Raw genomic sequence first — 23,639 nt, 5'->3', positions numbered from 1 at the left:
TTGAGCTGCCCGGTGGTTGGCGCCGCGAGCGGCATGGCGCAAATGACGAATGGCGTATGACAAATGGCGCATGCAAATTGTGTGGCGCGCCGTTATTTTTTCAGCGAAAGCCCGTGCTACTATTCACAACGGTGAATTTATCTCTAAATCTATCACGTTCATGAAAAATTCAAAAATAATTTCACACAAAAAGCTGCGAGGGGAGCCGGAGAAACTAGATCCGGAGGCCGCAAGCCATGGCGTGCGAGGGATTGGCGAAGACATCCGTGGCTTGCGCAAATCGCGCCGCATGACGATCAACCAGTTGGCTCATGCGCTCGATCGCTCGGTGGGTTATGTGAGCCAGATCGAACGCGGCCTGTCGACTCCGACGCTCAAGGATGTCTATGCGATTAGCGCGACGCTCAATGTCACGGTGGGCTGGTTTTTGCGCAATAACGAACCCGGCGTGGCCCCGGCGGATGAACGCGGTTTCGTGGTGCGTCAGAGCAACCGGCGGCGCATGAGCCAGGATGGCATCCTGACTGAAGCGCTGTCGCCGCAACTCGGTGAGAAGCTTGAATTCATGCAGTCGACATTCGATCCTGGCGTGGTCACCGAAGAAAAAACCGTACAGGGCACCGGGCTGGAGTGCGGCATGGTGCTGAGTGGCCAGCTCGAACTCTGGATCGACGATCATTATTTCGTGCTGAACGCGGGCGATAGTTATTCGTTTCGGCGTAGCCAGCGCTATCACTCGCGTAACCCGTCCCAAACCGAACCGGCCGTGATTATCTGGGTATTTGCGCAGTGAGTTTGCTTTCTGCCTGAGGTTGCCGGGGCTTTCGCGGCCTTGTGAACTCGTGAGTTCGTGAGTTCGTGAGTTCGTGAGATTGCCGCCGGGGCCCCGCCTCCCATTCCGGAGAGCGGGGCCTCGTACTTTGCGCGGCTGGCCTTATTTGCTGACCAGTTTGAAACCCTTGCCGTCCACACGGAACATGAAGAGGCCGCCGCCCTTGAGCGCGCCATTCTGGTCGAATACCACCTTGCCCAGCAGGCTATCGAAATGGCTTAGGCGCATCGCAGCCAGGATGCCCGCGCGGTCGAGCGATTTCGCGTTTTTCATCGCATTCACCACGGTTTGGCCCGAGACCCAGCCATATACCGCTTGCGGGCCTGGCGCAGCACCGAATTTCGCCTGATATTTCGCGGCGAAATCGCGCAACTCGGGTGAGGCGTCGTAAGGTAGCGCCTGGAAGGTGACATAGGCATTGGCTGCGGCGCCGCCGGAGAGCTCATTGAACTGCGGCGTGTAAGCGCCGTCCGGGGCCATGAAGGTGGACTTCATGCCGGCCGCGCGCATCTGTTTGACGAACAGGGCGAGCTGCGGCATCGTGCCGCCGAAATACACCACGTCAGGCGCTTGCTGTTTGAGCGAAGCCAGTACCGAGCTGAAATCGACATCCGTGGGGTTCACGCTGGAGGTGCTCACGATGTTGCCGCCCAGGCTCTTGAACTTGCCCGTGAACGCTTGCGAGACCCCCTGGCCGAAGGCCTGCTTGTCGTTCACCACGGCGGCTTTGCGCGAGCCGAGCGTGGTGTAGGCGTAACTGGCGGAGAGCTCGCCCTGCACGGAATCGTTCGGCGCGCCCTGGAAGACCTGTTTGAAGCCGAGCTGTGTGACTTTCGGATTGGTTGAAATGGTCAGTTGCGGCATCCCGCAGCCGCTATAGATATCCATCGTCGGAATCGTGACGCCGCTATTCATGTGCGCCACTGCGGTGACCACGTCGCGCTGGTCGCAAAGCTTTTGCGCGATGAGCGTGCCTTCGCGCGGATCAGCCTTGTCATCGAGTTTTTGCAGCGCGATCTTGCGGCCCCCGATGCCCCCGGCAGCATTCGCCTGGTCGATGTAAAGCTGCAGCCCATTGAGCCAGGAACTGCCGAAATACGCCTGGGCACCCGAGAGCGGGGCCGAGGCGCCGATGGTCAATGGCTCGACAGCGAAGGTGCTGGCGGAAAACGTAGCCAGCGTGGTAAACACGGCGGCAAGAAGCGGTTTCTTCATGTCAGACTCCTGTGGGCACAGGCCAGATGCCGGTGAGATGCACGGGCGCTGGCGTGTGACGGTTCGTGTAGCGATGCGTCGTGTTCAGGTTGGGCAACCCGGTCCTAGCCAGGTAGCAACCCGGTAGCAACCCGGTAGCAACCCGGTAACAAGCGAAGTAGCAAGCGGCTCAGTCCAGCAGACGGCCAAATGCCAGCGTGAAATCCGCGACGATAAACTCCGCGCCCAGCACCTTGAGGACCGGCAGCTCGTGCAGCGGATCCTGCGCATTGCCGCCGAGCGAAACGGTGGCGCTGCCCAACTGACGTTGATGCACGATGGCGTCTTGTAGTTCATTGACGATCACCCGGTCCATGTCGAAGCCCTGACCGTTCACCGCGGGAAAGCGTTTGACCTGAAAGCGCGGCTGCAACGGCGGTTTGTCGAACGCCACGTTATCGTCGGGACGAAAATCGGCGTCGATCAGAATTTCACCGCGCCGCACGACCCGGCCTCGCACCCGGCCTTCATGTTCCGACCAGTCGACCTTCGACATCTTCTTGGGATAGCCCCAGATTTCACGCCCGGCCGCCATTGAATCATCATTTGTGACAAATTCGTATAGAACGTGTCCACCACGTTGTCCGCCGCACTCGACCGGCACCACGATCCCGCCTTCCCGATAAGCGCCCAGCGGGCCGCCGTCGGGCACATCCATCACGAAGACTTCCATCACGTCCGATACGGCACTGAGGTGCCGTGGCAGCATCCGCGCGAGCGCTGCACCGTCCGTGCGGCAAAACACGCTCAGCTTGCGGTAGTTGCGGTAGTAGTACGGCGGCTTGGGAAACAGCGGCGCCGCGTCGGGCAGCGAATATACGGATGCAGTCATGGCGAGTCTCCGGGGAAAAGCAAAAAAGCCGAGGCAAATAAATCTGGTGTGAAATTTTGTCTCAATATATCATCAACGTGAATAATTTGAATATATTTTCATGACCGGGAGTTCCCTGGGCTTGACGGTCCGATCTCGTTCAGATTTTTACTTTGGAGAATCACGTGTCGAAGTATCTGGTGCAAAACGGCAATAACGCCCCGATCCATGCGCCTTTGATCCCGGACCCTTTTGTCCCGTATCACTGCCCGCGTCAGCGCTCGCTGAACGCGGTGTGCCGCGTCGATCGGGCCACCTTGCAACGCTACCTCGCGCCCACGCCGTTTACGCCGGTGGATGATCGGGTGCTGGTGTATGTGGCTGATTTCATGAACTGCAACAAGGTGCCGTTCATGGACGCCGGCATCGTTGTGCCGGTGCATTACGGCGACGGGCAGGGCGGCTATTTTCTGTTCGAGTACGAAGACGACGATGCGGCGATTGCCGCAGGCCGCGACCTCTGGGGTTATCCGAAGAAATTCGGCGTGATCGAGCTGCTTGAAGACGGTGAGCGGGTGCGGGGCACGGTGGTGCGCAAGGGCGTCACGCTGATCTCGATCGATTGCGATTTGGCGCAGGCGAGCGCGCCGCCCGCGCTGGTGACCACGCCGCATCTGAATCTCCACGTTCAACCTGCGCCCGATGGGGGCATCCTGAACAAGCGCGTGATTGCCCGCGATACCTCGGCGGATTTTCAACTGACGTCGGCGCGCCATGGCGCGGCCCAGGTTCAACTGGCTGGTATTGCCACCGATCCGCTGCATGAATTCGCGCCGCTGGAAGTGCTGGGCGCGTCATATGTCATTGGCGATTTTTTCGCCACCGAGCAAAACGGTTGGGGTCGCACCGTTGAAGTGCTGCGCTAGCGCGCAGGCCCGGCTCGCGTCCGGCTTGGGATGATTTCCACAGGTTCCACAGGTTCATATCGAAGATGACAGGCAAACACATGAAGGTAGATCGCAAGGAAGCCGCTCTCATCACGGGCGCGGCCTCGGGTATCGGGCGCGCGAGCGCGCTCGCGCTGGCGCGCCGTGGCGCGAACGTCGCGCTGGTGGATCTCGACCTGGAGCGGTTGCAGGTCGTGCGCGACGAGGTCGCCGCGTGCGGGGGCGAGGTGCTGGCGTTGCGCGCCAGCGTCACGCATTCCGCCGATCTGCAGGCGGCGGTACAGGAGGCGGCACGAGCCTTCGGCGGACTGCATACGGTGGTGGCCGCAGCGGGCATCGCGCGTCGTGGCCGCGTGACCGACATCGACGAGGACGAATGGGACCAGGTGGTGGACGTGAACTTGCGCGGAGTGTTTTTGCTGGCACGCCATGCCATTGGCCACATGATCGAAAGCGGTGGCGGCAGTTTTGTCGCGGTGAGCTCGGACGCGGGTTTGCGCGGCTCGATTGGCTATGCCGCGTACAGCGCGTCCAAGCATGCGGTGATCGGCCTCGTGCGCTGTCTGGCGCTCGATTACGCGCGTGAAGGGATTCGCAGCAACGCGGTGTGTCCTGGCTTCGTCGAGACGCCGATGGCGGATGAACTGTTCGCCGACAACCCGCGCTACGACCGGGCGTTCTATGAAAGCCGCATGCCGTTGGGGCGGCTGGCGCGTGCCGAGGAGGTGGCGAACGTGATCGCGCATCTGTCGTCGCCGGAGGCGAGCTATACCAACGGCATGTTCTACACGGTCGACGGTGGCACGACGGCGGGCACTTTCGGTTGAGGCGAGGGTGCGTGCCGCGCCAGTCGCCGCGCACCCGTGCTCCGAGATAAGGTGGGGCGTGCTGAAAGGCGATGTGTTGCGGGGATATGCCGGCTGATACGCCTCAGAAGACCGGTTTTTCGAGGAAGTCGTCTGCAGAGGCGGGGTGTGCCTGTGCGCTATGATCGCCACGCTGGCGTTTCCGGTTGCGCACGGCGTACCGGAAAATAGGCCTCTATACGCCCCACTATTGAGGATTCCCTGATGAGCCGTAGAACTCGCAGAACCTTTTGCACCCAGACTTTGAGCCTGGCGCTGGCCTCGCTTGTCACGCGCACGGGCTGGGCCCAGCATGCGGGACATGATTTGTCCGCGATGCCGGGCATGAAGCCTGAAGCCGCGCTTGTGCCCGACGGCACGGCGCTGGCCGCATCCGATGCCCTGCCAGTCGGCAAGCCGCTGGCAGCATTACGGACGCTGGCCAATGAAAGCCGGGAAGCGGGCGTGTTTCGTGCAACGCTGGTGGCGCATCCGGTGTCGCATCAGTTGCTCCCGAACGCCGCGACGATGTTCTGGCAATACGATGCGTCAGCGACATCCGGCGCACCGGGGGCACAGGGCGCAGCGGGACACCATGCGGCGATGGGCCCGGCGATCGGTCCACTGATTGACGTCTGGGAAGGCGATACCGTCGAAATTCGCTTCGTCAATCATTTGCCCCAACCGTCGACGATTCACTGGCACGGTTTGCCGGTGCCGCCGGACCAGGATGGCAATCCGGCAGATCCGGTCGCTCCGGGCGCATCGCGCGTCTACCGCTTCACGCTGCCCAAGGGCTGCGCGGGCACGTACTGGTATCACCCGCATCCGCACATGATGACGGCGGAGCAGGTGTTTCGCGGCCTGGCTGGCCCGTTCGTGGTGCGGGCGGCGGACGATCCACTGAAGAGCTGGCCGGAGCGGCATCTGTTTTTCACCGATCTGAAACTCGCCGAAGACGGCACGATCGCGCCCAACGACAGGCTGGACTGGATGAATGGCCGCGAAGGGCAATTTGTCTTGTTGAACGGCGCGCATCAGCCGCTCATCGAGGTGGGCGAGGACGAGCGCTGGCGCGTGTGGAATGCCTGTAACGCGCGTTATTTGCAACTGACGCTGGGCGCGGGTCGGCGTTTTAGCCAGGTGGGCACCGATGGAGGTTTGCTGGAGCACGCGCGCACAGGATTGACGACGTTGCTGCTGGCGCCGGGCGAGCGCGCTGAACTGATTGTGGCCGCGGGCTCGGAACCGGCTCAGGCCAGTTTGAGCGCCGCGCGCTACGACCGCCGCAAGATGGCGCTGTCGCATGGCAGCCTTGAGCCAGAGCCGGAGCGTGTGCTGGCGCACGTGTCGTTCGCACCGCGAGCGGGCGCGGGCAGGGCGCTACCTGCGCTGCGGCCGCTGCCTGCGCTGGGTAAGCCGGTGGCGCGCAAATCGGTGATCTTCACCGAGGCCATGGAGATGGAGGGCAGCCACGCCGGACACGCGATGCCGCCGCGCGCGGCCAATACGAATACGCCGCCGGCCGGGATGAAATTCATGATTAATGGCGCGGTGTTCGATCCGGCGCATATCGCGCTGACCAGCCGGCGTGACGAGGTCGAACTATGGTCGATCGAGAACCAGACCGACATGGACCATCCGTTTCATTTGCACGGCACGCAGTTTCAGGTCGTGGCTCGGGATCAAAACGGTGTCAGCACACCCGAAACCTGGCGCGCCTGGCGCGATACGGTGAATGTGCAGCCAGGTGAAACCGTGCGCATTGCCACTATCCAGCCTATGGCGGGGCTCCGCATGTTTCATTGCCATATTCTTGAGCACGAAGATCTCGGGATGATGGCGATGCTGAAAGTCGTTTAATCAATTCGCATAACCAGAATCAGTCTGCATATAAAAAAACCCGGCATTAAGCCGGGTTCCAGACTACGGGAATCGAGAAGATTCAGACTGCTTCCTGAATATTCGATGCCTGTTTGCCTTTGGGTCCTTGTACAACTTCGAAGCTCACTTTCTGGCCTTCCTTGAGGGTTTTAAAACCGTTCATCTGGATTGCCGAGAAATGCGCAAAAAGATCTTCGCCGCCCTCATCAGGCGTAATGAAACCGAAACCTTTTGCGTCATTGAACCATTTGACTGTACCAGTTGCCATTCCTGCTTCCCCTGTCTCATGTGACTACCACGAGCCCTCGAAAAACTTAACGGCCATATTTAAATACGGCCGCTTCTTCTTTCACAAGCTCACCAACGGCATTACTTCGATTTAATCTGCATTGAAATAAGTGCCAGCTTTTTATTGTTGAGGCTCTTTATTCGAGTGTCAAGAAAATTTTGAGATATGACGGATAACGTTGTAAAGAATCCATTTGCAGATTTCCATGTTGTTTCTGGTATTGCAAAACGACATACGTTCTATCTTGAAAAGTCGCATAATCGACGCACATGAGTCGGGTGGTTGCGGTGCCGGAGGTGGCGCGCTTCATCGGTAACGTGTGTATGGGTTTAGGCCAGGGCGGTGCCAGGTGTGTGCGATACTTCCCGCAATGGGTGCTGTGCCCGGGAACATCGGGTTGCCAGCGGCAAGCCAGCGTTGCTGGCAGCCAGAACCAGGCTGGGCTGGTACCGCGACCGGCCTGGCGCACGACGTAGGGATACATCCCCGTTCGCGGTTCTGGAGGACGAGCCTTAAAGGGCGCTTCAGGTTGTGCGGGCGGGTTTTGGCAGGGGTGCGGGCCTGACCGAATGTTTAAAATGTATGTATGGCGATTATTCCGGACAAGCAGGGCAACACTGTGCTCGAGCGGCAGACGCGCAAGCTGAAGCCGCCGTCTATGTACAGGGTGGTGTTGCTGAACGACGACTTTACGCCGATGGAGTTTGTGGTGATGATCGTGCAGGAGTATTTCAGCAAGGATCGTGAAACGGCCACGCAGATCATGTTGAAGGTGCATCGGGAAGGTAGAGGTGTTTGTGGGGTCTACACGCGGGACATCGCGTCGACCAAAGTCGAACAAGTCGTTACCCACGCACGGCAGGCCGGGCATCCGCTGCAGTGTCTGATGGAGGAAGCATGATTGCCCAGGAGCTGGAAGTCAGCCTGCACATGGCGTTTATGGAAGCACGCCAGGCACGGCACGAGTTCATCACGGTTGAACATCTTTTACTCGCGCTGCTGGACAACCCGGCAGCCGCTGAAGTGCTGCGCGCCTGCGCGGCCAATATCGAGGAGTTGCGCCAGAACCTGCGCAACTTTATTCACGACAACACGCCCACGGTGCCCGGCGCGGAAGACGTGGATACCCAGCCCACACTGGGGTTTCAGCGTGTGATCCAACGCGCGATCATGCATGTGCAATCCACCTCGAACGGCAAGAAGGAAGTCACCGGCGCGAATGTGCTGGTGGCGATCTTCGGCGAGAAAGATTCGCATGCGGTCTATTACCTGCAACAGCAGGGCGTGACGCGTCTCGACGTTGTCAATTTCATTTCCCACGGTATCGCCAAGACCAGCAGCACCGATGCCGCAAGGACAGGCGAAGCCAGCACTGAATCTGATGAGGCCGCCGCACAAAAAGAAACCCCGCTGGCGCAGTTCACGCAGAACCTGAACCAGATGGCCAAAGAGGGGCGTATCGACCCGCTGATTGGCCGCGAGGCTGAGGTTGAGCGTGTCGTGCAGGTGCTGTGCCGCCGGCGCAAGAACAACCCGCTGCTGGTCGGCGAGGCCGGAGTGGGCAAGACAGCCATTGCCGAAGGGCTCGCCTGGCGCATCACGCGCGGCGAAGTGCCCGATATCCTGGCGGACGCCCAGGTGTACTCGCTCGATATGGGCGCGTTGCTCGCGGGCACCAAATATCGTGGCGATTTCGAACAGCGGCTCAAAACGGTGCTCAAGGAGCTCAAGGAGCGCCCGCACGCCATTCTCTTTATCGACGAAATTCATACGCTGATCGGAGCGGGCGCCGCATCGGGCGGCACGCTGGATGCCTCGAACCTGCTCAAGCCGGCGTTGTCCTCGGGCACGCTCAAATGCCTTGGCGCGACAACGTTCACCGAATATCGCGGCATCTTCGAGAAAGACGCTGCGCTGTCGCGCCGCTTCCAGAAAGTCGATGTGTCCGAGCCCACCGTCGAGCAAACCGTGGCGATCCTGCGCGGGCTGAAATCGCGTTTCGAAGAGCACCATGGCGTGAAGTATTCGGCAGGCGCCCTGTCGGCCGCGGCTGAGCTGTCCGCGCGTTTCATTACCGACCGTCATTTGCCGGACAAGGCGATTGACGTGATTGACGAGGCGGGCGCGGCCCAGCGTATCTTGCCGAAGTCAAAGCAGCGCAAGACGATCGGCAAGGGTGAAATCGAAGAAATCATCTCGAAGATTGCCCGCGTGCCGCCGCAAAGCGTGTCGCAAGACGATCGCAGCAAGCTGCAAACGCTCGACCGCGACCTGAAAAGCGTGGTGTTCGGCCAGGATCCGGCGATCGACGCGCTGGCGGCGGCGATCAAGATGGCGCGGGCGGGTTTGGGCAAGACCGACAAGCCGATCGGCTCATTTCTCTTTTCGGGCCCGACAGGCGTCGGCAAAACCGAAGTGGCGCGGCAGCTCGCGTTCACGCTGGGTATCGAGCTGATTCGCTTCGATATGTCCGAATATATGGAGCGGCATGCGGTCAGCCGTCTGATTGGCGCGCCGCCAGGCTATGTCGGTTTCGACCAGGGTGGCCTGCTGACTGAAGCCGTGACGAAAAAACCGCATTGCGTGCTACTGCTCGATGAAATCGAAAAAGCGCATCCGGATATTTTCAATGTGCTGCTGCAGGTGATGGATCACGGCACGCTGACCGATAACAACGGACGCAAAGCTGATTTCCGCAACGTCATCATCGTCATGACGACCAATGCCGGTGCCGAGTCGATGAGCAAGACCTCCATCGGCTTTACGACGCAGCGCCAGGCCGGTGACGAAATGATTGATATCAAGCGGATGTTCACGCCAGAGTTCCGTAACCGTCTGGATGCGACGATCAGCTTCCGTGCACTCGATCAGGAAATCATCGTGCGCGTGGTGGACAAGTTCCTGATCCAGCTCGAAGACCAGCTGCACGAGAAAAAGGTCGATGCGCTATTCACCGATGCCTTGCGCAAATATCTGGCTAAACACGGTTTCGATCCGCTGGCGGGCGCGCGGCCGATGCAGCGCCTGATTCAGGATACGATCCGCCGGGCCCTGGCTGACGAATTGCTGTTTGGCAAGCTGGTGAATGGCGGCCGTGTGAGCGTCGATGTCGATGAAAACGACAAGGTCGTCCTGACCTTCGATGATTCTTCGGCAGCGCCGCGCAAGCCGAATCCGGAGGCGGTTGAAGTCGAATAGTTTGAGTGGTTTGAATGGTTTGAACTGGCTGACTGAAAGCCAGGCCAGTGCTGGATGCTGGATGGCACGACGGCGCAAGGGATGAAGTTTCCCCCTCGCGCCGTTTTTTTTGTGCCCGGCGCGCTAGCGCGTTTGCGGTATCCGGCTTATTGCTTGCCGGTGCTGCCAAAACCGCCCGCGCCGCGCTCGCTCTCAGCGAAATCCTCGACGATATTGAATTGCGCCTGCACCACTGGCACGATCACGAGTTGCGCGAGGCGCTCCATTGGGTTGAGCGTGAACGGCTCAGCGCTGCGGTTCCAGGTGGAGACCATCAACTGGCCCTGGTAATCTGAATCGATTAGACCGACCAGATTGCCAAGCACGATTCCGTATTTATGTCCGAGCCCTGAGCGCGGCAGGATCAGCGCGGCATAGCCGGGATCGGCGAGATGAATCGCCAATCCCGTGGGCACGAGCGTCGTGCCGCCCGGTGGCAGCATCAACGGCTCATCGAGACAGGCCCGCAGATCAAGCCCAGCGCTGCCGGCCGTGGCGTAGGCGGGCAGCAGATCGCGCATGCGCGCGTCGAGAATTTTCAGATCGAGTTTCATGCAGGTCCAAAAAGTTCGCAAAACGTCAAAAATAGAAAAAAGCGATCAGGACGCGCGTTCCAGCTGGAACGCTTCGGCCAGCAGTTCATAAGAGCGCAGGCGGGCACGGTAGCTGCCCGCCACGGTCAGCACGATGAGCTCGTCGGCCTGGAACTGTGTCTGCAGCATATGCAGACGCTCAGTGACGGCCTCCGGCGTGCCGATGATGCTGCGCGGCCTTTCGCGCGCGATGAGAAGTTGCTCGCGCTCGCCGTACTCTTGCGCCTCGCCCTGCTCGAGCGACGGGATCGGCTCATTGAGCCCATACGCCATCTGCACGCGGCGCAGATCAACCGCTTTTTCAAGCGCTGCCGCTTCTTGCATGGTGTCCGCACAAATGACGAAGACGGCTGCCGCAAGATAAGGCCGTGGCTCATGTGTCGCGCGGAATTGCTCCCGGTACATCTGCGCCACGCGCTCGCCAAAATGCGCGTTGATGAAATGCGCAAAGGCGAAACGCATTCCAAGCTGCGCCGCCAGCGCGCCGCCGAAGTCACTGGAACCCAGCATCCACAACTGTGGCCGGGTGCCGGTTTGCGGCTGAAGCAAGACACCATGCGCCAGATGATCGGTGGGCAGGGTCTGATGAATGATGTCCGTGAGATCGGTGACTTGCTGCGTGAAAATATCGCCCCGGTTATAGGCCCCGGCGGCCACCGCCTGAGCCGTGCGCAGGTCGCCACCGGGTGCGCGTCCGACCCCCAGATCGATCCGGTTGGGAAAGAGCGCTTCGAGCATCATGAATTGCTCGGCAATCTTGAATGGGCTGTAGTAAGGCAGCATGATGCCGCCGGAGCCAAGGCGAATGCGCTGCGTGATGCTGCCGATTCTGGCGAGCAGCACTTCGGGGCAGGGGTTGCAGACCGCGCGCAGGCCGTGATGCTCCGCGCACCAGTAGCGCGTATAGCCGAGCTCATCGGCGAGCTGGGCGAGTTCAAGGGTCGCGGCAAGCGCATTGGCGGCGGTGTGGCCGTCAATGACGGGGGTCTGGTCGAGGACAGAAAGCAAAGTCATGGAGGTGCCTCTCTTCCGGGGTGGAAAGGGGGTGGGCTCAGGCGCGCGGCAGCCGTTGGGCAATTTCGGCGATCAGCGCGCGCGCCAGTTCCTGTTTTTCCGCGCGTGGCAGCCGCGTGATGCCGTTGGCGTCAAATAACACGACTTCGTTGTCGTCCTGGCCGAAGGTCTGCGGGCCTAGGTTGCCAACCAGCAGCGGCACGTTTTTGCGCTGCCGTTTTTGCTCGCCGTGACGTTCCAGATCTTCGCTTTCCGCGGCAAAGCCCACGCAATAAGGCGCATCGGGCTGCCGCGCGACTTCCGCGAGGATGTCGGGGTTCTCGACGAAGGTGAAGCTGGGCAGCGCTTGGGCCGCAGTCTTCTTGATCTTGTGGGCGCTGACGTGAGCGACGCGCCAGTCGGCGACCGCTGCGACGCTAATGAAAATATCGGCGCGCGGTACAGCGCACATGACTGCCGCGTGCATCTGCTGCGCAGTTTGTACGTCTTCGCGCAGCACGCCCCACGGCGTCGCCAGCGCGACCGGGCCCGCGATCAAATGAACGTCCGCCCCCGCGTGCTGCGCAGCCCGCGCGAGCGCGAAGCCCATCTTGCCGCTGGAACGGTTGGTGAGGCCGCGCACCGGATCAAGCGGCTCGAAGGTCGGCCCCGCGGTAATCAGCACACGCCGCCTGGCGAGAGGCTTCGCGCTGAAAAAAGATGCGATGGCTTCGTAGGTTGCGCCGGGCTCGAGCATCCGGCCATCGCCGGTTTCGCCGCAGGCCTGGGCGCCCGAGTCGGGCCCCAGCACCGTCACGCCATCGGCGCGCAGCTGCGCAACATTGCGTTGGGTCGCGGGGTTTTGCCACATCTGGCGGTTCATCGCGGGCACGACCAGCAAGGGACAAGCGCGGGCCACGCACAGCGTCGCAAGCAGATCATCGGCCATGCCGTGCGCGAGCCTGGCCAGAAAATCGGTGGAGGCGGGGGCGATCACGATCGCATCGGCTTCGCGCGACAAATCGATATGCGCCATGTTGTTGGCCACGCGCGCGTCCCACTGGCTGGTATAGACGGGGCGGCCAGAGAGCGCTTGCATCGTGACGGGCGTGATGAATTGCGTCGCCGCCTCGGTCATCACGATTTGCACGCTCGCGCCAGCCTTGACCAGCAGGCGCGTGAGTTCAGCGATCTTGTAACAGGCGACGCCACCGGTCAGGCCGAGGACGAGATGTTTTCCAGCGAGTTCTGCGATAGCCATCGGGTGCCTCCGGCACAGCGTAAAGGCAGGGCTCGCCTCTCGCATCGGGCAGGCGAGCCCTGAAATACCATGGCGCGGTCAGCTAGCGTGAGCCGTGCCGCACGCGGCGCAATTCGTCGAGTATCAGCAAAATCGCGCCAACCGTGATGGCGCTATCGGCCAGATTAAAGGCCGGAAAGTGCCACGTGTTCAGATGAAAGTCGAGAAAGTCGATCACATGGCCATACGCCAGCCGGTCGATCACATTGCCCAAAGCGCCGCCCAGAATAAACGTCAGCGCCGTGCAAAAGAGCCGCTGGGCGCTGTGACGCTTGAGCATGTAGCCGATCACCAGCGCCGCAACGAGGCCGAGCGCGGTGAGCGCCCAGCGCTGCCAGCCGCCGGCCGAGGCGAGAAAGTTGAACGCCGCGCCCTGGTTGTACACCAGCACCAGATTGAAAAAACCGGTAAGCGGAACGGCTTCGCCATAAGAGAAGACCCTGAGGATGGCGATTTTGCTCAGCTGGTCACACAGGATGATGACGAAGGCGAGGCCGAGCCAGGGCGCAAGCGACGTGCCGGTAGGTTTGGACAGGGTACGGGCCATTATGCGGCGCTCCGGGTTTCACCCTTGCCGAACAGGTTGTCGATGCAACGGCCGCAGAGCGTGGGATGTTCAGCATGCTCGCCGACATCGGCGCGGTAGTGCCAGCAACGCTCGCATTTCAGATAGCTCGAGGCCGTCACTTCGATGGCTTCCTCGGCTTCGCTTTCGACCTTGACCACGGTGGCCGCCGAGGTAATCAGCACGAACTTCAGATCCGCGCCGAGGCTGGCCAGCGCCGCATGGCGCGCTCCGCTCGCGCGGATTTCGACTTCCGCCTGGAGCGATGAGCCGATCAGGTTCGACACCCGCGCTTCTTCCAGCGCCTTGGTGACGTCGCTGCGCACGGCGCGCAGCAGGGCCCATTTATCGAGCAGCAAGTCCGCATCCGCGATAGCCGGGAACACGTGATAGGTCTCGGTGAAAATGGTTTCGTGGCCAGGCTGGAAGATCTTCCAGGCTTCTTCGGCGGTAAATGACAGGAACGGTGCGATGAGGCGTAGCAGCGCCTGTGCGATATGGTGCAGCACGGTTTGCGCCGAGCGGCGCGCGGTCGAATCAGCCGCGCTCGTGTAAAGCCGGTCTTTCAGCACATCGAGGTAAAAGCCGCCGAGGTCTTCCGAACAGAACGTCTGGAGCCGCGCCACCACCGGATGGAATTCGTACTTGTCGTAATGCGCGAGGATGTCGCCTTGCAGCGCGTTCGCCAGGGCCACGGCATAGCGGTCGATCTCGAGCCAGTCTTCGACCGGGCGCGCGTGCTGGGCAAAATCGAAATCCGACAGATTGGCGAGCAGGAAGCGCAGCGTGTTGCGGATACGGCGATAGCCTTCGGTGACGCGCTTGAGGATTTCTTCGGAGATCGCCAGCTCACCGGAGTAATCGGTGGAGGCAATCCACAGGCGGATGATTTCCGCGCCGAGCCGGTTGGCGACCTCATGCGGGTCGATGCCATTGCCGAGCGATTTGCTCATCTTGCGGCCTTCGCCATCCACCGTGAAGCCGTGCGTCAGCAGCGCCTTGTAGGGCGGGCGGCCGTCGAGCATCGAGGCCGTCAGCAGGGACGAATGGAACCAGCCGCGATGCTGGTCCGAGCCTTCCAGATAGAGATCGGCCGGAAATTGCAGCGAATCTTTGTGCGAGCCGCGCAGCACGTGCCAGTGGGTGGTGCCGGAATCGAACCAGACATCGAGCGTGTCGCGGTTTTTTTCGTACAGGTTGGCGTCGTCGCCGATCAGCTCGCGGGCGTCGAGCGTCTGCCAGGCTTCGATGCCGCCTTGCTCGACGCGCTGGGCGACGGCTTCGAGCAGTTCGGGCGTGCGCGGGTGCAGCGCGCCTGTTTCCTTGTGAATGAAGAACGCCATCGGCACGCCCCATTGCCGCTGCCGCGAGAGCGTCCAGTCGGGCCGGTTGGCGATCATGTTGAAGAGGCGCTGTTTGCCCCATGCCGGATAAAACGCCGTGGCTTCGATTCCGGCGAGCGCCGTTTCGCGCAGCGTCGGGCCGCAGCCGTTGGGGTGGAGATCCATGCCCGCGAACCATTGCGAGGTGGCGCGATAGATGATGGGCGTCTTGTGCCGCCAGCAATGCATGTAGCTGTGGGTGTAATTCTCGGTGCGCAGCAGGGTGCCCGCGGCATCGAGCGCGGCGACGATCTGCGGGTTGGCCGCCCAGATCGACAGGCCGCCAAAGAGCGCGAGTGATTCGATATAACGGCCGTCGCCCATGACCGGGTTGAGGATGTCGGAGTCGTGCATGCCGTGCGCCTTGCACGAGAGAAAATCCTCGACGCCATAGGCGGGCGATGAATGCACGATACCGGTGCCGGTTTCGGTGGTGACGTAGTCGCCGAGATGAACCGGCGCGGTGCGCCGGTACGCCGGATGCGCCGTGGCCAGCGGATGATGAAAGCGGAGTGCCGCGAGTTTGGCGCCCGGCGCCGTAGCCAGCACTTCGCCCGCGAGGCCATATTGCGCGAGGCAGGCCGCGACGCGCTCTTGCGCGAGGATCAGGAGCCCACGCGGCGTATCCACCAGCGCGTAGACGATGTCCGGATGAACGTTGAGCGCCTGGTTGGCCGGAATCGTCCAGGGCGTGGTGGTCCAGATCACGATGCCGCCTTCGTCACGGGGCAGTTGCGCGAGGCCAAACGCCGCCGCCGTGGCGGCGGGGTCGGCGAAGCTGAACAGCACGTCGATGGTGGGATCGGTTTTGTCCTTGTATTCGACCTCGGCTTCGGCCAGCGCCGAGCCGCAATCGAAACACCAGTTGACCGGTTTCAGGCCGCGAAACACAAAGCCTTTTTCCATGATTTTGGCGAGCGCGCGGATCTCGCCGGCTTCATTGGCGAAGTTCATCGTGCGATAGGGGTGGTCCCAGTCGCCCAGCACGCCGAGGCGGCGAAACCCGGCCTTTTGCTTTTCGATCTGTTCGCTCGCGTAGGCGCGGGCTTTTTGCATGACTTCGATGGCGGGCAGCGTCTTGCCGAACTGTTTTTCGATCTGGATCTCGATCGGCATGCCGTGGCAATCCCAGCCCGGCACGTAGACCGCGTCGAAGCCCGCCAGATTGCGCGCCTTGACGATCATGTCCTTCAGAATCTTGTTGACCGCGTGGCCAAGGTGAATGTCGCCGTTGGCATAGGGCGGGCCATCGTGCAGGATGAATTTTTCGCGGCCTTTGCTGGCGGCGCGGATCGTTTCATAAACCTTGCGTTCTTGCCACTCCTTCACCCATTGCGGTTCGCGTTTGGGCAGGTCGCCGCGCATCGGAAATGGTGTGTCGAGCAGGTTGACGGGGTAACGGGCCTCTGCTTTCGAATCAGCTTTCTTGTTGCTCATGATGAGTTCGTCGTGAATCCGGTCGGGGCGCGCGGGGCGCGGAGAAAAATAAAAGCGAATAAAAGCGAATAAAAGCGGGGCAAGAGCAGGGCAAGAACCGTGGGATCAGCGGCGACAATGCCAGGTCGTTACCGTTGCATGACGGGTTCTGGCGGGCGCCGCGTGCGGCCCGCCAGACTAGCTAATTCGATCGGTCGCGGAGGTGGCAAAACCGCCCGCATCGCCACCATGGCGGGCAAACCAGGCCCGGGTCTGGGCGACATCGTGGGCGATGGCGACGGTCAGCGTTTCGAGGTCGATGAATTTTTCCTCGTCGCGCAGCTTGTGCAGAAATTCGACCCGCACGAGTTTGCCATAGGCATTGCCGTGCCAGTCAAGCAGGTGCACTTCGAGCAGCACCCGCCCGGAGTCATCGACGGTAGGGCGCACGCCAAGGCTGGCAACGCCTGGCAGTGGCCGTGCCTCGAGGCCGTGGACGAGCACCACGAAGATGCCGGAGAGCGCCGGACGCTTGTGCTGGATCGGCAGGTTCAGGGTTGGAAAGCCGAGGTCGCGGCCCAGCTTCATGCCGTGCGCGACGTGAGCGCTGATCTGGTAGTGGCGCCCGAGCGCGGCACGCACCACATCGAGCTGGCCGGCACTGAGCGCGGCACGCACGGCCGAGCTGGAAATACGCGCGCCGGAAGCGTCAGCCACGGTCGCCATCTGTTCGACTTCGAAGCCGTGGCGCTCGCCCGCTGCCTTGAGCGAGGCGAAATTGCCCGCACGCCTCGCGCCATAGCAAAAATCATCGCCCACCATGACCCAGCGTGCATGCAGGCCATTGACGATGATGCGTTCGACGAAGGTATCGGGCGACTGGCTGGCGAAGGTCTGGTTGAAATGCTCGACGACGATGCGCTCCACGCCGTTGGCCGCGAGCGCTTCGAGCTTGTCGCGCAGCATGGCGATGCGCGGCGGGGCGCTGGCGGGGTTGAAGAACTCGCGTGGATGCGGCTCGAAGGTCATCACGCAAAGCGGCAGGCCACGGGCGTCGGCCGCTTTGCGCGCGCGCGCCAGCAGCGCCTGATGGCCGCGATGGACACCGTCGAAATTGCCGATGGTCAGCGCGCAGGGCGCACGGCTTTCGGCATTGGGAAGACCGCGGAAGACTCTCACGATAACAGGCTGGGCAGACGGGGCAAACGGGGATAGGGCGGGTGAGTTGCCGCAAAACGGTCGATTATAAACGCTCAAACGCGGGCACGCCGAGATGGCGCGCTTAACCCGTCCTCGCTGGCCCCCTGAATGATAAAATCCGCCGATGAAAAAACTCGTAATCTTGATTTCAGGGCGAGGCAGCAACATGGAGGCCATCGTTCGCGCCTGCGCGAACGAGCGCTGGCCCGCCCGGATTGCCGCGGTGATTGCCAATCGTCCCGATGCCAGCGGCCTCACGTTTGCCGCGGCGCATGGCATTGCCACGGCGGTGGTGGACCACCGCCAGTTCGCCCAGCGCGAGGCTTTCGATGCCGCGCTCGCCGAGGTCATCGATGGCTTCGCCCCCGATCTGGTGGTGCTCGCCGGCTTTATGCGGGTGCTCACGCCCGCGTTTGTCGAGCACTATGCCGCCCGCCTGCTCAATATCCATCCTTCACTGCTGCCCAGTTTCACGGGCCTGAAAACCCATCAGCAAGCGCTCGATGCCGGGGTGCGCCTGCATGGCGCCTCGGTGCACTTCGTCACGGCGCAGCTCGATCACGGGCCGCTCGTGATCCAAGCCGCGGTGCCGGTGCTGGCGGGCGACGACGCCGCGAGGCTAGGCGCGCGGGTGCTGGCCGCCGAACACATCATTTACCCACGCGCAGTGCGCTGGTTCGTTGAAGGACGCCTCGCGTCCGACGGGCTGGCCGTTGTGCTGACGCCACCAGAGCCGCAATGGCTCTTTGCCGACTACACCGCCGGGGAGGGCGTATGAGACTGCATGGTTTTCTGATTGGACAAACTGAAACACTGCTGGCCGAAGTGCTGAAATTCAACGGCCCCGCTGATGCGACCACCAGCCGTTTTTTCCGCGCGCATCCGAAGCTCGGGCACGGCGAGCGTGGCGTGATCGCGGAAGCCGTGTTCGCGGTCTTGCGCCGCCGCATGGAATTCGCCCATTTGTCGGAAAGCGGCAGCGGCAGCCCGGCGCGGCGCCTGACGTTGCTGGGGTTGATGCAAACCGCGGGGCGCTCGGCGCTTAAACCGTTTGTCTCGGAAGCGGAAGCCCACTGGCTCGACCATGTCTCGAAGATCGACCCGGAAAGCCTGCCGCTGCGCATTCGCCTGAATTTGCCTGACTGGATCTATCAGGCGCTGGCGGCGCGCTTCGAAGCCGATGAACTGGCCAGGCTGGCCGCCGCGCTGAATTACCCGGCGCCGCTGGATTTACGCGCCAATCCGGTCAAGGCGAGCCGCGCCGAGGTGCTGGAGGCGCTGTCGCGCGCGGGGATCGAGGCGGGCGAGACGCCCTTTGCTCCATTGGGCGTGCGCGTGGTGGGCAAGCCGCCGCTGACTAAACTGGACGCGTTCCAGCAGGGCTGGCTCGAGGTGCAGGACGAAGGCAGCCAGTTGCTGTGCTCGATGGTGGCGCCCCGGCGGGGTGAGATGGTGGTCGATTTTTGCGCGGGCGCGGGCGGCAAAACGCTGGCGCTGGGCGCGATGATGCGCTCGAGCGGGCGGCTGTATGCGTTCGATGTGGCGGAGCGCCGTCTGGCGAAGCTCAAGCCGCGCCTTGCGCGCAGTGGTTTGTCGAATGTGAACCCGGTGCTGATCGACAGCGAGCACGATGCGAAGATCAAGCGCCTCGCCGGCAAGATCGACCGCGTGCTGGTGGATGCGCCCTGCAGCGGGCTGGGCACGCTGCGCCGCAATCCCGATCTGAAATGGCGTCAGTCGCCGGAATCCGTCGCGGAACTGACGCCGAAGCAGTTGTCCATTCTGACGAGCGCGGCGCGGCTGGTGAAGCGCGGCGGCCGCCTGGTCTACGCCACGTGCAGCATTCTTGAAGCGGAAAACGAAAAGGTGGTGCAGCAGTTCCTGGCGACGCATCCCGATTTCACCCTGGTTCCGGCGCGCGACGTGTTTGCCGAGCAGCGTATCGAGCTGGATACGGGCGATTACCTCTCACTCTGGCCACACCGCCACGCGACCGATGGTTTTTTTGCAGCGGTGCTGGAGCGCCGTGCGCAGCCTGCCGCTGAGCGTGTTGCGGCTTCGGTTCCGGTTCCGGTTGCAGAGGCGGCAGCATTGCCGACGCCGACGCCATCCGGCGAGAGCGAGAGCGAGATCTAGGCCGTTCTCTGTTTTGCTTTTTTCGTTTTTTCCTCGACGTCGGCCGACGCCGGGGCAGGCCGATGCCGGGTGTGGACCCGCACCACGCCCGGCAGCCGGTTGCGCACGGCTGGCACGCCCATCGCCGCGCGCAGCAGAGACCAGCCGAAGCCGCTGAAGCCGTTCCAGCGGATGTCCTCGACGCTCCCGATCGACGCACTCCAGTCGCGCAGGCGGCCAATCTCTTTCCAGTCGAGGCTCCATGGCATCGGCGGGACCTGGTAGTGGGGCGTCTTGCGCAGGCCGCGAAGCGTCTTGCGCGAATACCAGCGGGGAATCACGTCGAACAGCAAGCACGCCGCGCCGAAGTGCCCGGCGATCGTGCGAATCAGCATCCTGACCTCGGCCTTTGCCAAATACATCAGCAATCCCTGGGCCGTGATGAATACCTCTTGAGCTTCCTGAGCCTCGTGGGCCTCAAGCGCGTGATGCGCTGCGGAACGGGCGATGAGGGCATCGACCTCCCGCAGCCATGAGGTGTCGAGCACGCTCTTGCGGACGTAACGGCAGCGCTCGCGCTCGGGCAGAAAACGCTCGCGCAACGCAATCGCCTCCGGGAGATCGACCCCGATCCAGTGCACCTGGCCGTCGTCGCAGCGCTGGAACTGGGTCTCCAGCCCGCAGCCGAGCTCGATCACCGTCCCGCCAGGATGCGCGGCGAGCCAGGGTTTCACGACGTCATCAAAGACCCGTGAGCGCACCGCGTGCGATAAGTCCGCCGCCCCGAAGCTGCGTGCGTAGTCGTAATCGATCGATTCGAGGAGACGTATCGCATCCGGGTCGTGCAGCAGCGCACCGGAGCGCCGCGCGTGGGTTGCCCGGTTGTACAGCGTCCATAGCATCGTCTCGGGCACCCCGGACAGCGTAGCGGCGTAGCGTTCGTCGGTCATGGGCTCATCCTCGCAGGAAGGGGGCGTGTCAGCGGGCGTCCGGGCTCGCCTGTCCGGCTGCGGCGCGCAGGTGCCGTGCGACGGACGCGAGTTTTTCGCAGGTCTCGGTCCATTCGCGCGCCGGTTCCGACAGCGGGACGAGCCCGGCGCCAGCCTGTAGCCAGCAGCGCGTGCCATCCCTGAACACCGAGCGCAGCACGAGCGCGGCGTCGAGCGCCCCATCGCTGTCGATGATCATCACGGCCCCGCTGTACAAACCACGCGGCGTGCGTTCGTGGCGGCGGATGCTTTCAAGCGCCGCGCGCTTCGGAATGCCCGACGCCGTCACCGCCGGAAACAGGCCGATGAAGGCGTCCCATGCGCAGCGCCCGGCGGCAAGCTGGCCTTTGACGCGTGACGCGAGGTGCTGCACGGTGCCGCGACGATGCACCGACATGAATTCGCTGATACCGATCGTGCCGGGTTCGCAGATCTGGGACATCTCGGCCAGCGCGAGCTGCACCGATACCGCGTGTTCGGCGATTTCCTTTGCATCGCGTAGCAACTCGCGCCGCAGGCGCTCGTCCTCGGTGGCGTCGCCGGTCAGCGCACGCGTTCCGGCGAGGGGCTGCGTGCTGACGAAGCCGTTGGCGTCGACTTCGACGACGGTCTCAGGGCTGAAGCCGTAGGCTTCGAATTCGCCATCGCGTAGCAGGAACGAACGCGCGGGCGTGTTGGCGCGGCGGCCTTCCAGGTAGCTCTGCGTCATGTCGAGCGAGAGCGGCGCGTCGAGCGTGCGCGACAAGATCACCTTCTCGTAAGCGCCTGCCCGCATTTCGCGTAGCGCAGCGGCAACCTGCGCCTGGTAAGTCGCCTCGGCGCCGGCCTGCTCGATCGACGTCAGCGCCTGGCCTGGCGGTAGCGCTGGCGCGGCGTCTTGCGCCGCGACCTGCTGCGCAAGCGTGGCCAGCGCCCCCGGATCGAGACTGCGGATCAGCGCTTCGCCGCTGCGCAGACGAATCTCGTGTCGCGGCACGAACAACTGCAATAGCGCTTGATCGCTGGCTGGCGTGCCGAGCCCGTGGAGCCGATGCGCGAACTCGAACGAGACCCGGCCATACGCGCGCCAGTCGTCGAATGGCAGAGCATCCAATGCCTCGGCCACGCGGGTGGGGCTCTGCTTGTTGTCGCTGCGGCACAGATGGCCGTCGGGCGTGAGCGTGAGGCTTAACGCCGCATCGAGCCCGATGCTCCACTCTTCTCCGCGTTCGTACACCGCGTAGCGCCTGGCCGAGGTGGTCCGCGCGAGTCGCGCGGCCAGATCGAGTGGGTGGCTCGTCAGTGGAACGCGGAGTTCGGCATAGCGGCCGCGCGCTGGCGTTCGGGCTGCGGCGGGAACGGCCTGGCATGGCGTGCGTTCGAGCGCCAGCGCGACAAGCCGCGTCTTGTCGATCTTGCCGACTGCGGTGAGTGGCCAGCGCTCGAGCGTTTCGATCTGGTCGGGCCGCTTGAAATCGCTGAGGCCGAGTTCGGTCAGCGCCTGGTTGAGCGTCTCGCGCTCGGGCGCCTCGCCTTCGGCCAGCAAGAAGGCGCAGATCCGTTCGCCGAGCGCGGGGTCCGGCACCGCGACGACGACGGCCTCCCGCACACCGGGCACCTGGACGAGCAGTGTTTCGATTTCGCTGGCCGGGATTTTTTCGCCGCCGCGATGGATCTGCTCCTTGATCCGGCCTTCGACGACCAGGTTGCCCTCTGGGGTCAGCCGGACGAGATCGCCGGTCCGATAGAAGCCGTCGGCGGTGAAGCTGCGCGCGTCGGCTTGCGGCGCGCGGTAGTACGCGCGAATCGTGTACGGGCCACGGGTCAGCAGTTCGCCGACTGCGCCAGCGGGCACGTCGCGCAATGCGGCATCGACCACGCGCAGCTCATCGTCTGGCGAGAGTGGCCGGCCCTGCGTGTTGCTGACGACATGCGGCGGGTCGTCGAGCGCGGTACAGCAGAGCAGCCCCTCGGCCATCCCGAAGACCTGCTGCAACTGGCCGCCGAGCCGCTGCGGCAATTGCGCGGCGAGCTCGGGATCGAGCCGCGCGCCGCCGACCTGGACGACGCGCAGGCTCGACAGGTCACTCTTCTCCCACGCGCGAGCCTGAACCCAGATCCGCGCGAGCGGCGGCACGAGCGCGACATGGGTGACGCGCTCGCGCTCGATCAGCGGCATCACTTCGTCGCAGCTTGCGCTGTCGGACAGCACGACGGTACCGCCACAGGCCAGCGTGCCCAGCACGCCAGGACAGGCGAGCGTGAAGTTGTGGGCGGCGGGCAGTACCGCGAGATAGACGCTATCAGCGCCGAGTCCACAGCGCCTGGCCGCGGCGTTGAAGTTGTACTGATAGTCGGCGTGCGTGCGTGGTATCAGCTTCGGCGTGCCGGTTGTGCCGCCGGAGAGCAAAAGAAGCGCGGTCTCGCCTGGCGCGGGTGAGACGTCCGGCGCGCCCTCGTCCTCGCCCTCGTCATCGTTCTCGCCCAGCGCGGCGACGGACGATAGCGTGACGAACGGGGCGCTCCGTTTATCGACGCTCTCGAGGCTGCCATCGACGACGATCTGCCGCAACGAGGGATGCGCGGCGGCGAGCTCGCCCGCGAGCTGCCGATAGTCGAAGCCGCCGAAGTCGCGGCGGCGCTCGGGGATGAAGTAGGCGACCGGCTCGGCGAGGCGGGCGAGCGCGTCGATATCGCGGGCGCGCTGGGCGGGCAGCGTGAGCACCGGGATCGCGCCGAGACGCATCAGCGCGAAGCAGACTGTGACGAAGCCGATGCTGTTCGGCAACTGGACGAGCGCACGCTCGCCGCGACGGATACCGCTGCGGTGCAAGCCTGCGGCGAGCTGCTCGACGCATTGCGCGAGCTTGAGGTAGGACAGGCGTTCGGCGCCCGCCACGAGCGCTGTTCGCTCGCCGAACGTGGCGGCCCAGCGGGACGGGCACTCGCCGAGAGCGACAGCAGGCAGGGTGCGGATGTCGTGGTCTTGCTGCAGATACGTTTCCATC

The 23,639-nt window shown here is 63.0% G+C and carries 19 protein-coding genes; 8 read left to right on the top strand and 11 right to left on the bottom strand.

Annotated elements, in window-relative coordinates:
* The first annotated feature begins 241 nt into the window (after positions 1–241).
* On the top strand, positions 242–793 hold the full coding sequence (locus GH657_RS11640) for a helix-turn-helix domain-containing protein (protein WP_174769937.1): 552 nt from the start codon (positions 242–244) through the stop codon (positions 791–793).
* A 141-nt stretch (positions 794–934) separates the two neighbouring features.
* Here the strand turns inward: GH657_RS11640 and GH657_RS11635 are convergent, their stop codons facing one another.
* Both GH657_RS11635 and GH657_RS11630 read right to left on the bottom strand, forming a co-directional pair.
* Positions 935–2,047 carry a branched-chain amino acid ABC transporter substrate-binding protein gene (locus GH657_RS11635; RefSeq protein WP_153100903.1) on the bottom strand — a complete coding sequence of 371 codons (1,113 nt, stop codon included), beginning with the start codon at positions 2,045–2,047 and terminating at the stop codon, positions 935–937.
* A gap of 169 nt (positions 2,048–2,216) precedes the next feature.
* The gene (locus GH657_RS11630) at positions 2,217–2,918 is read right to left on the bottom strand and encodes an acetoacetate decarboxylase family protein (RefSeq protein ID WP_153100902.1); all 702 of its coding nucleotides are present in this window, start codon (positions 2,916–2,918) and stop codon (positions 2,217–2,219) included.
* 164 nt (positions 2,919–3,082) lie between these two features.
* On the opposite strand from GH657_RS11630, the gene GH657_RS11625 reads away from it, so the two are divergent.
* From GH657_RS11625 to GH657_RS11615, 3 genes are all read left to right on the top strand, one after another.
* Positions 3,083–3,823 carry an acetoacetate decarboxylase family protein gene (locus GH657_RS11625; protein ID WP_174769936.1) on the top strand — a complete coding sequence of 247 codons (741 nt, stop codon included), beginning with the start codon at positions 3,083–3,085 and terminating at the stop codon, positions 3,821–3,823.
* 80 nt (positions 3,824–3,903) lie between these two features.
* Positions 3,904–4,671 (top strand): SDR family NAD(P)-dependent oxidoreductase, encoded by a 768-nt coding sequence (locus GH657_RS11620; RefSeq protein ID WP_174769935.1) that lies wholly within the window; start codon positions 3,904–3,906, stop codon positions 4,669–4,671.
* 243 nt (positions 4,672–4,914) lie between these two features.
* Entirely contained in the window at positions 4,915–6,552 is a 1,638-nt protein-coding gene (locus GH657_RS11615) for a multicopper oxidase family protein (RefSeq protein ID WP_153100899.1), read from the top strand.
* Positions 6,553–6,634: 82 nt separating this feature from the next.
* On the opposite strand, the gene cspD is transcribed toward GH657_RS11615, so the two are convergent.
* Positions 6,635–6,841, bottom strand: a complete 207-nt coding sequence (cspD, locus tag GH657_RS11610; RefSeq protein WP_153100898.1) for a cold shock domain-containing protein CspD — start codon at positions 6,839–6,841, stop codon at positions 6,635–6,637.
* Positions 6,842–7,448: 607 nt separating this feature from the next.
* Between cspD and clpS the strand changes: the two genes are divergently transcribed.
* On the top strand, positions 7,449–7,763 hold the full coding sequence (gene clpS / locus GH657_RS11605) for an ATP-dependent Clp protease adapter ClpS (protein WP_153100897.1): 315 nt from the start codon (positions 7,449–7,451) through the stop codon (positions 7,761–7,763).
* The gene (gene clpA / locus GH657_RS11600) at positions 7,760–10,060 is read left to right on the top strand and encodes an ATP-dependent Clp protease ATP-binding subunit ClpA (protein ID WP_153100896.1); all 2,301 of its coding nucleotides are present in this window, start codon (positions 7,760–7,762) and stop codon (positions 10,058–10,060) included. The genes clpS and clpA overlap by 4 nt, the downstream gene beginning before the upstream one ends.
* Positions 10,061–10,206: 146 nt before the next feature.
* On the opposite strand, the gene dut is transcribed toward clpA, so the two are convergent.
* The 6 genes from dut to GH657_RS11570 form a co-directional block, all read right to left on the bottom strand.
* Positions 10,207–10,653, bottom strand: a complete 447-nt coding sequence (gene dut, locus GH657_RS11595) for a dUTP diphosphatase (RefSeq protein WP_153100895.1) — start codon at positions 10,651–10,653, stop codon at positions 10,207–10,209.
* Positions 10,654–10,698: 45 nt separating this feature from the next.
* Positions 10,699–11,706, bottom strand: a complete 1,008-nt coding sequence (locus GH657_RS11590) for an LLM class flavin-dependent oxidoreductase (RefSeq protein WP_153100894.1) — start codon at positions 11,704–11,706, stop codon at positions 10,699–10,701.
* A 37-nt stretch (positions 11,707–11,743) separates the two neighbouring features.
* Positions 11,744–12,946: a bifunctional phosphopantothenoylcysteine decarboxylase/phosphopantothenate--cysteine ligase CoaBC gene (coaBC, locus tag GH657_RS11585; RefSeq protein WP_153100893.1), complete on the bottom strand. Its 1,203-nt coding sequence runs from the start codon at positions 12,944–12,946 to the stop codon at positions 11,744–11,746.
* Between the two features lie 82 nt (positions 12,947–13,028).
* Positions 13,029–13,532, bottom strand: coding sequence for a signal peptidase II (gene lspA, locus GH657_RS11580; RefSeq protein WP_153100892.1), 504 nt, complete (start codon positions 13,530–13,532; stop codon positions 13,029–13,031).
* Positions 13,532–16,369 (bottom strand): isoleucine--tRNA ligase, encoded by a 2,838-nt coding sequence (gene ileS, locus GH657_RS11575; protein WP_153100891.1) that lies wholly within the window; start codon positions 16,367–16,369, stop codon positions 13,532–13,534. The genes lspA and ileS overlap by 1 nt, the downstream gene beginning before the upstream one ends.
* A 177-nt stretch (positions 16,370–16,546) precedes the next feature.
* The gene (locus GH657_RS11570) at positions 16,547–17,527 is read right to left on the bottom strand and encodes a bifunctional riboflavin kinase/FAD synthetase (RefSeq protein ID WP_153100890.1); all 981 of its coding nucleotides are present in this window, start codon (positions 17,525–17,527) and stop codon (positions 16,547–16,549) included.
* 145 nt (positions 17,528–17,672) lie between these two features.
* Between GH657_RS11570 and purN the strand changes: the two genes are divergently transcribed.
* Positions 17,673–18,326 (top strand): phosphoribosylglycinamide formyltransferase, encoded by a 654-nt coding sequence (gene purN, locus GH657_RS11565; RefSeq protein WP_153100889.1) that lies wholly within the window; start codon positions 17,673–17,675, stop codon positions 18,324–18,326.
* A complete protein-coding gene (locus GH657_RS11560) occupies positions 18,323–19,684 on the top strand; it encodes an RsmB/NOP family class I SAM-dependent RNA methyltransferase (protein ID WP_153100888.1) in 1,362 nt (453 codons plus the stop codon). The genes purN and GH657_RS11560 overlap by 4 nt, the downstream gene beginning before the upstream one ends.
* Here the strand turns inward: GH657_RS11560 and GH657_RS11555 are convergent.
* Together GH657_RS11555 and GH657_RS11550 are read right to left on the bottom strand one after the other, a co-directional pair.
* A complete protein-coding gene (locus GH657_RS11555) occupies positions 19,681–20,613 on the bottom strand; it encodes a class I SAM-dependent methyltransferase (protein WP_153100887.1) in 933 nt (310 codons plus the stop codon). The two genes, GH657_RS11560 and GH657_RS11555, sit on opposite strands and share 4 nt — an antisense overlap.
* Positions 20,614–20,641: 28 nt before the next feature.
* On the bottom strand, positions 20,642–23,638 hold the full coding sequence (locus tag GH657_RS11550) for a salicylate synthase (RefSeq protein WP_153100886.1): 2,997 nt from the start codon (positions 23,636–23,638) through the stop codon (positions 20,642–20,644).
* Between the last annotated feature and the right edge of the window lies 1 nt (position 23,639).

Source organism: Paraburkholderia hayleyella (assembly GCF_009455685.1).
In the GTDB taxonomy this organism is placed as follows: Bacteria; Pseudomonadota; Gammaproteobacteria; order Burkholderiales; family Burkholderiaceae; genus Paraburkholderia; species Paraburkholderia hayleyella.
This window is presented reverse-complemented; position numbering and strand designations above follow the sequence as displayed.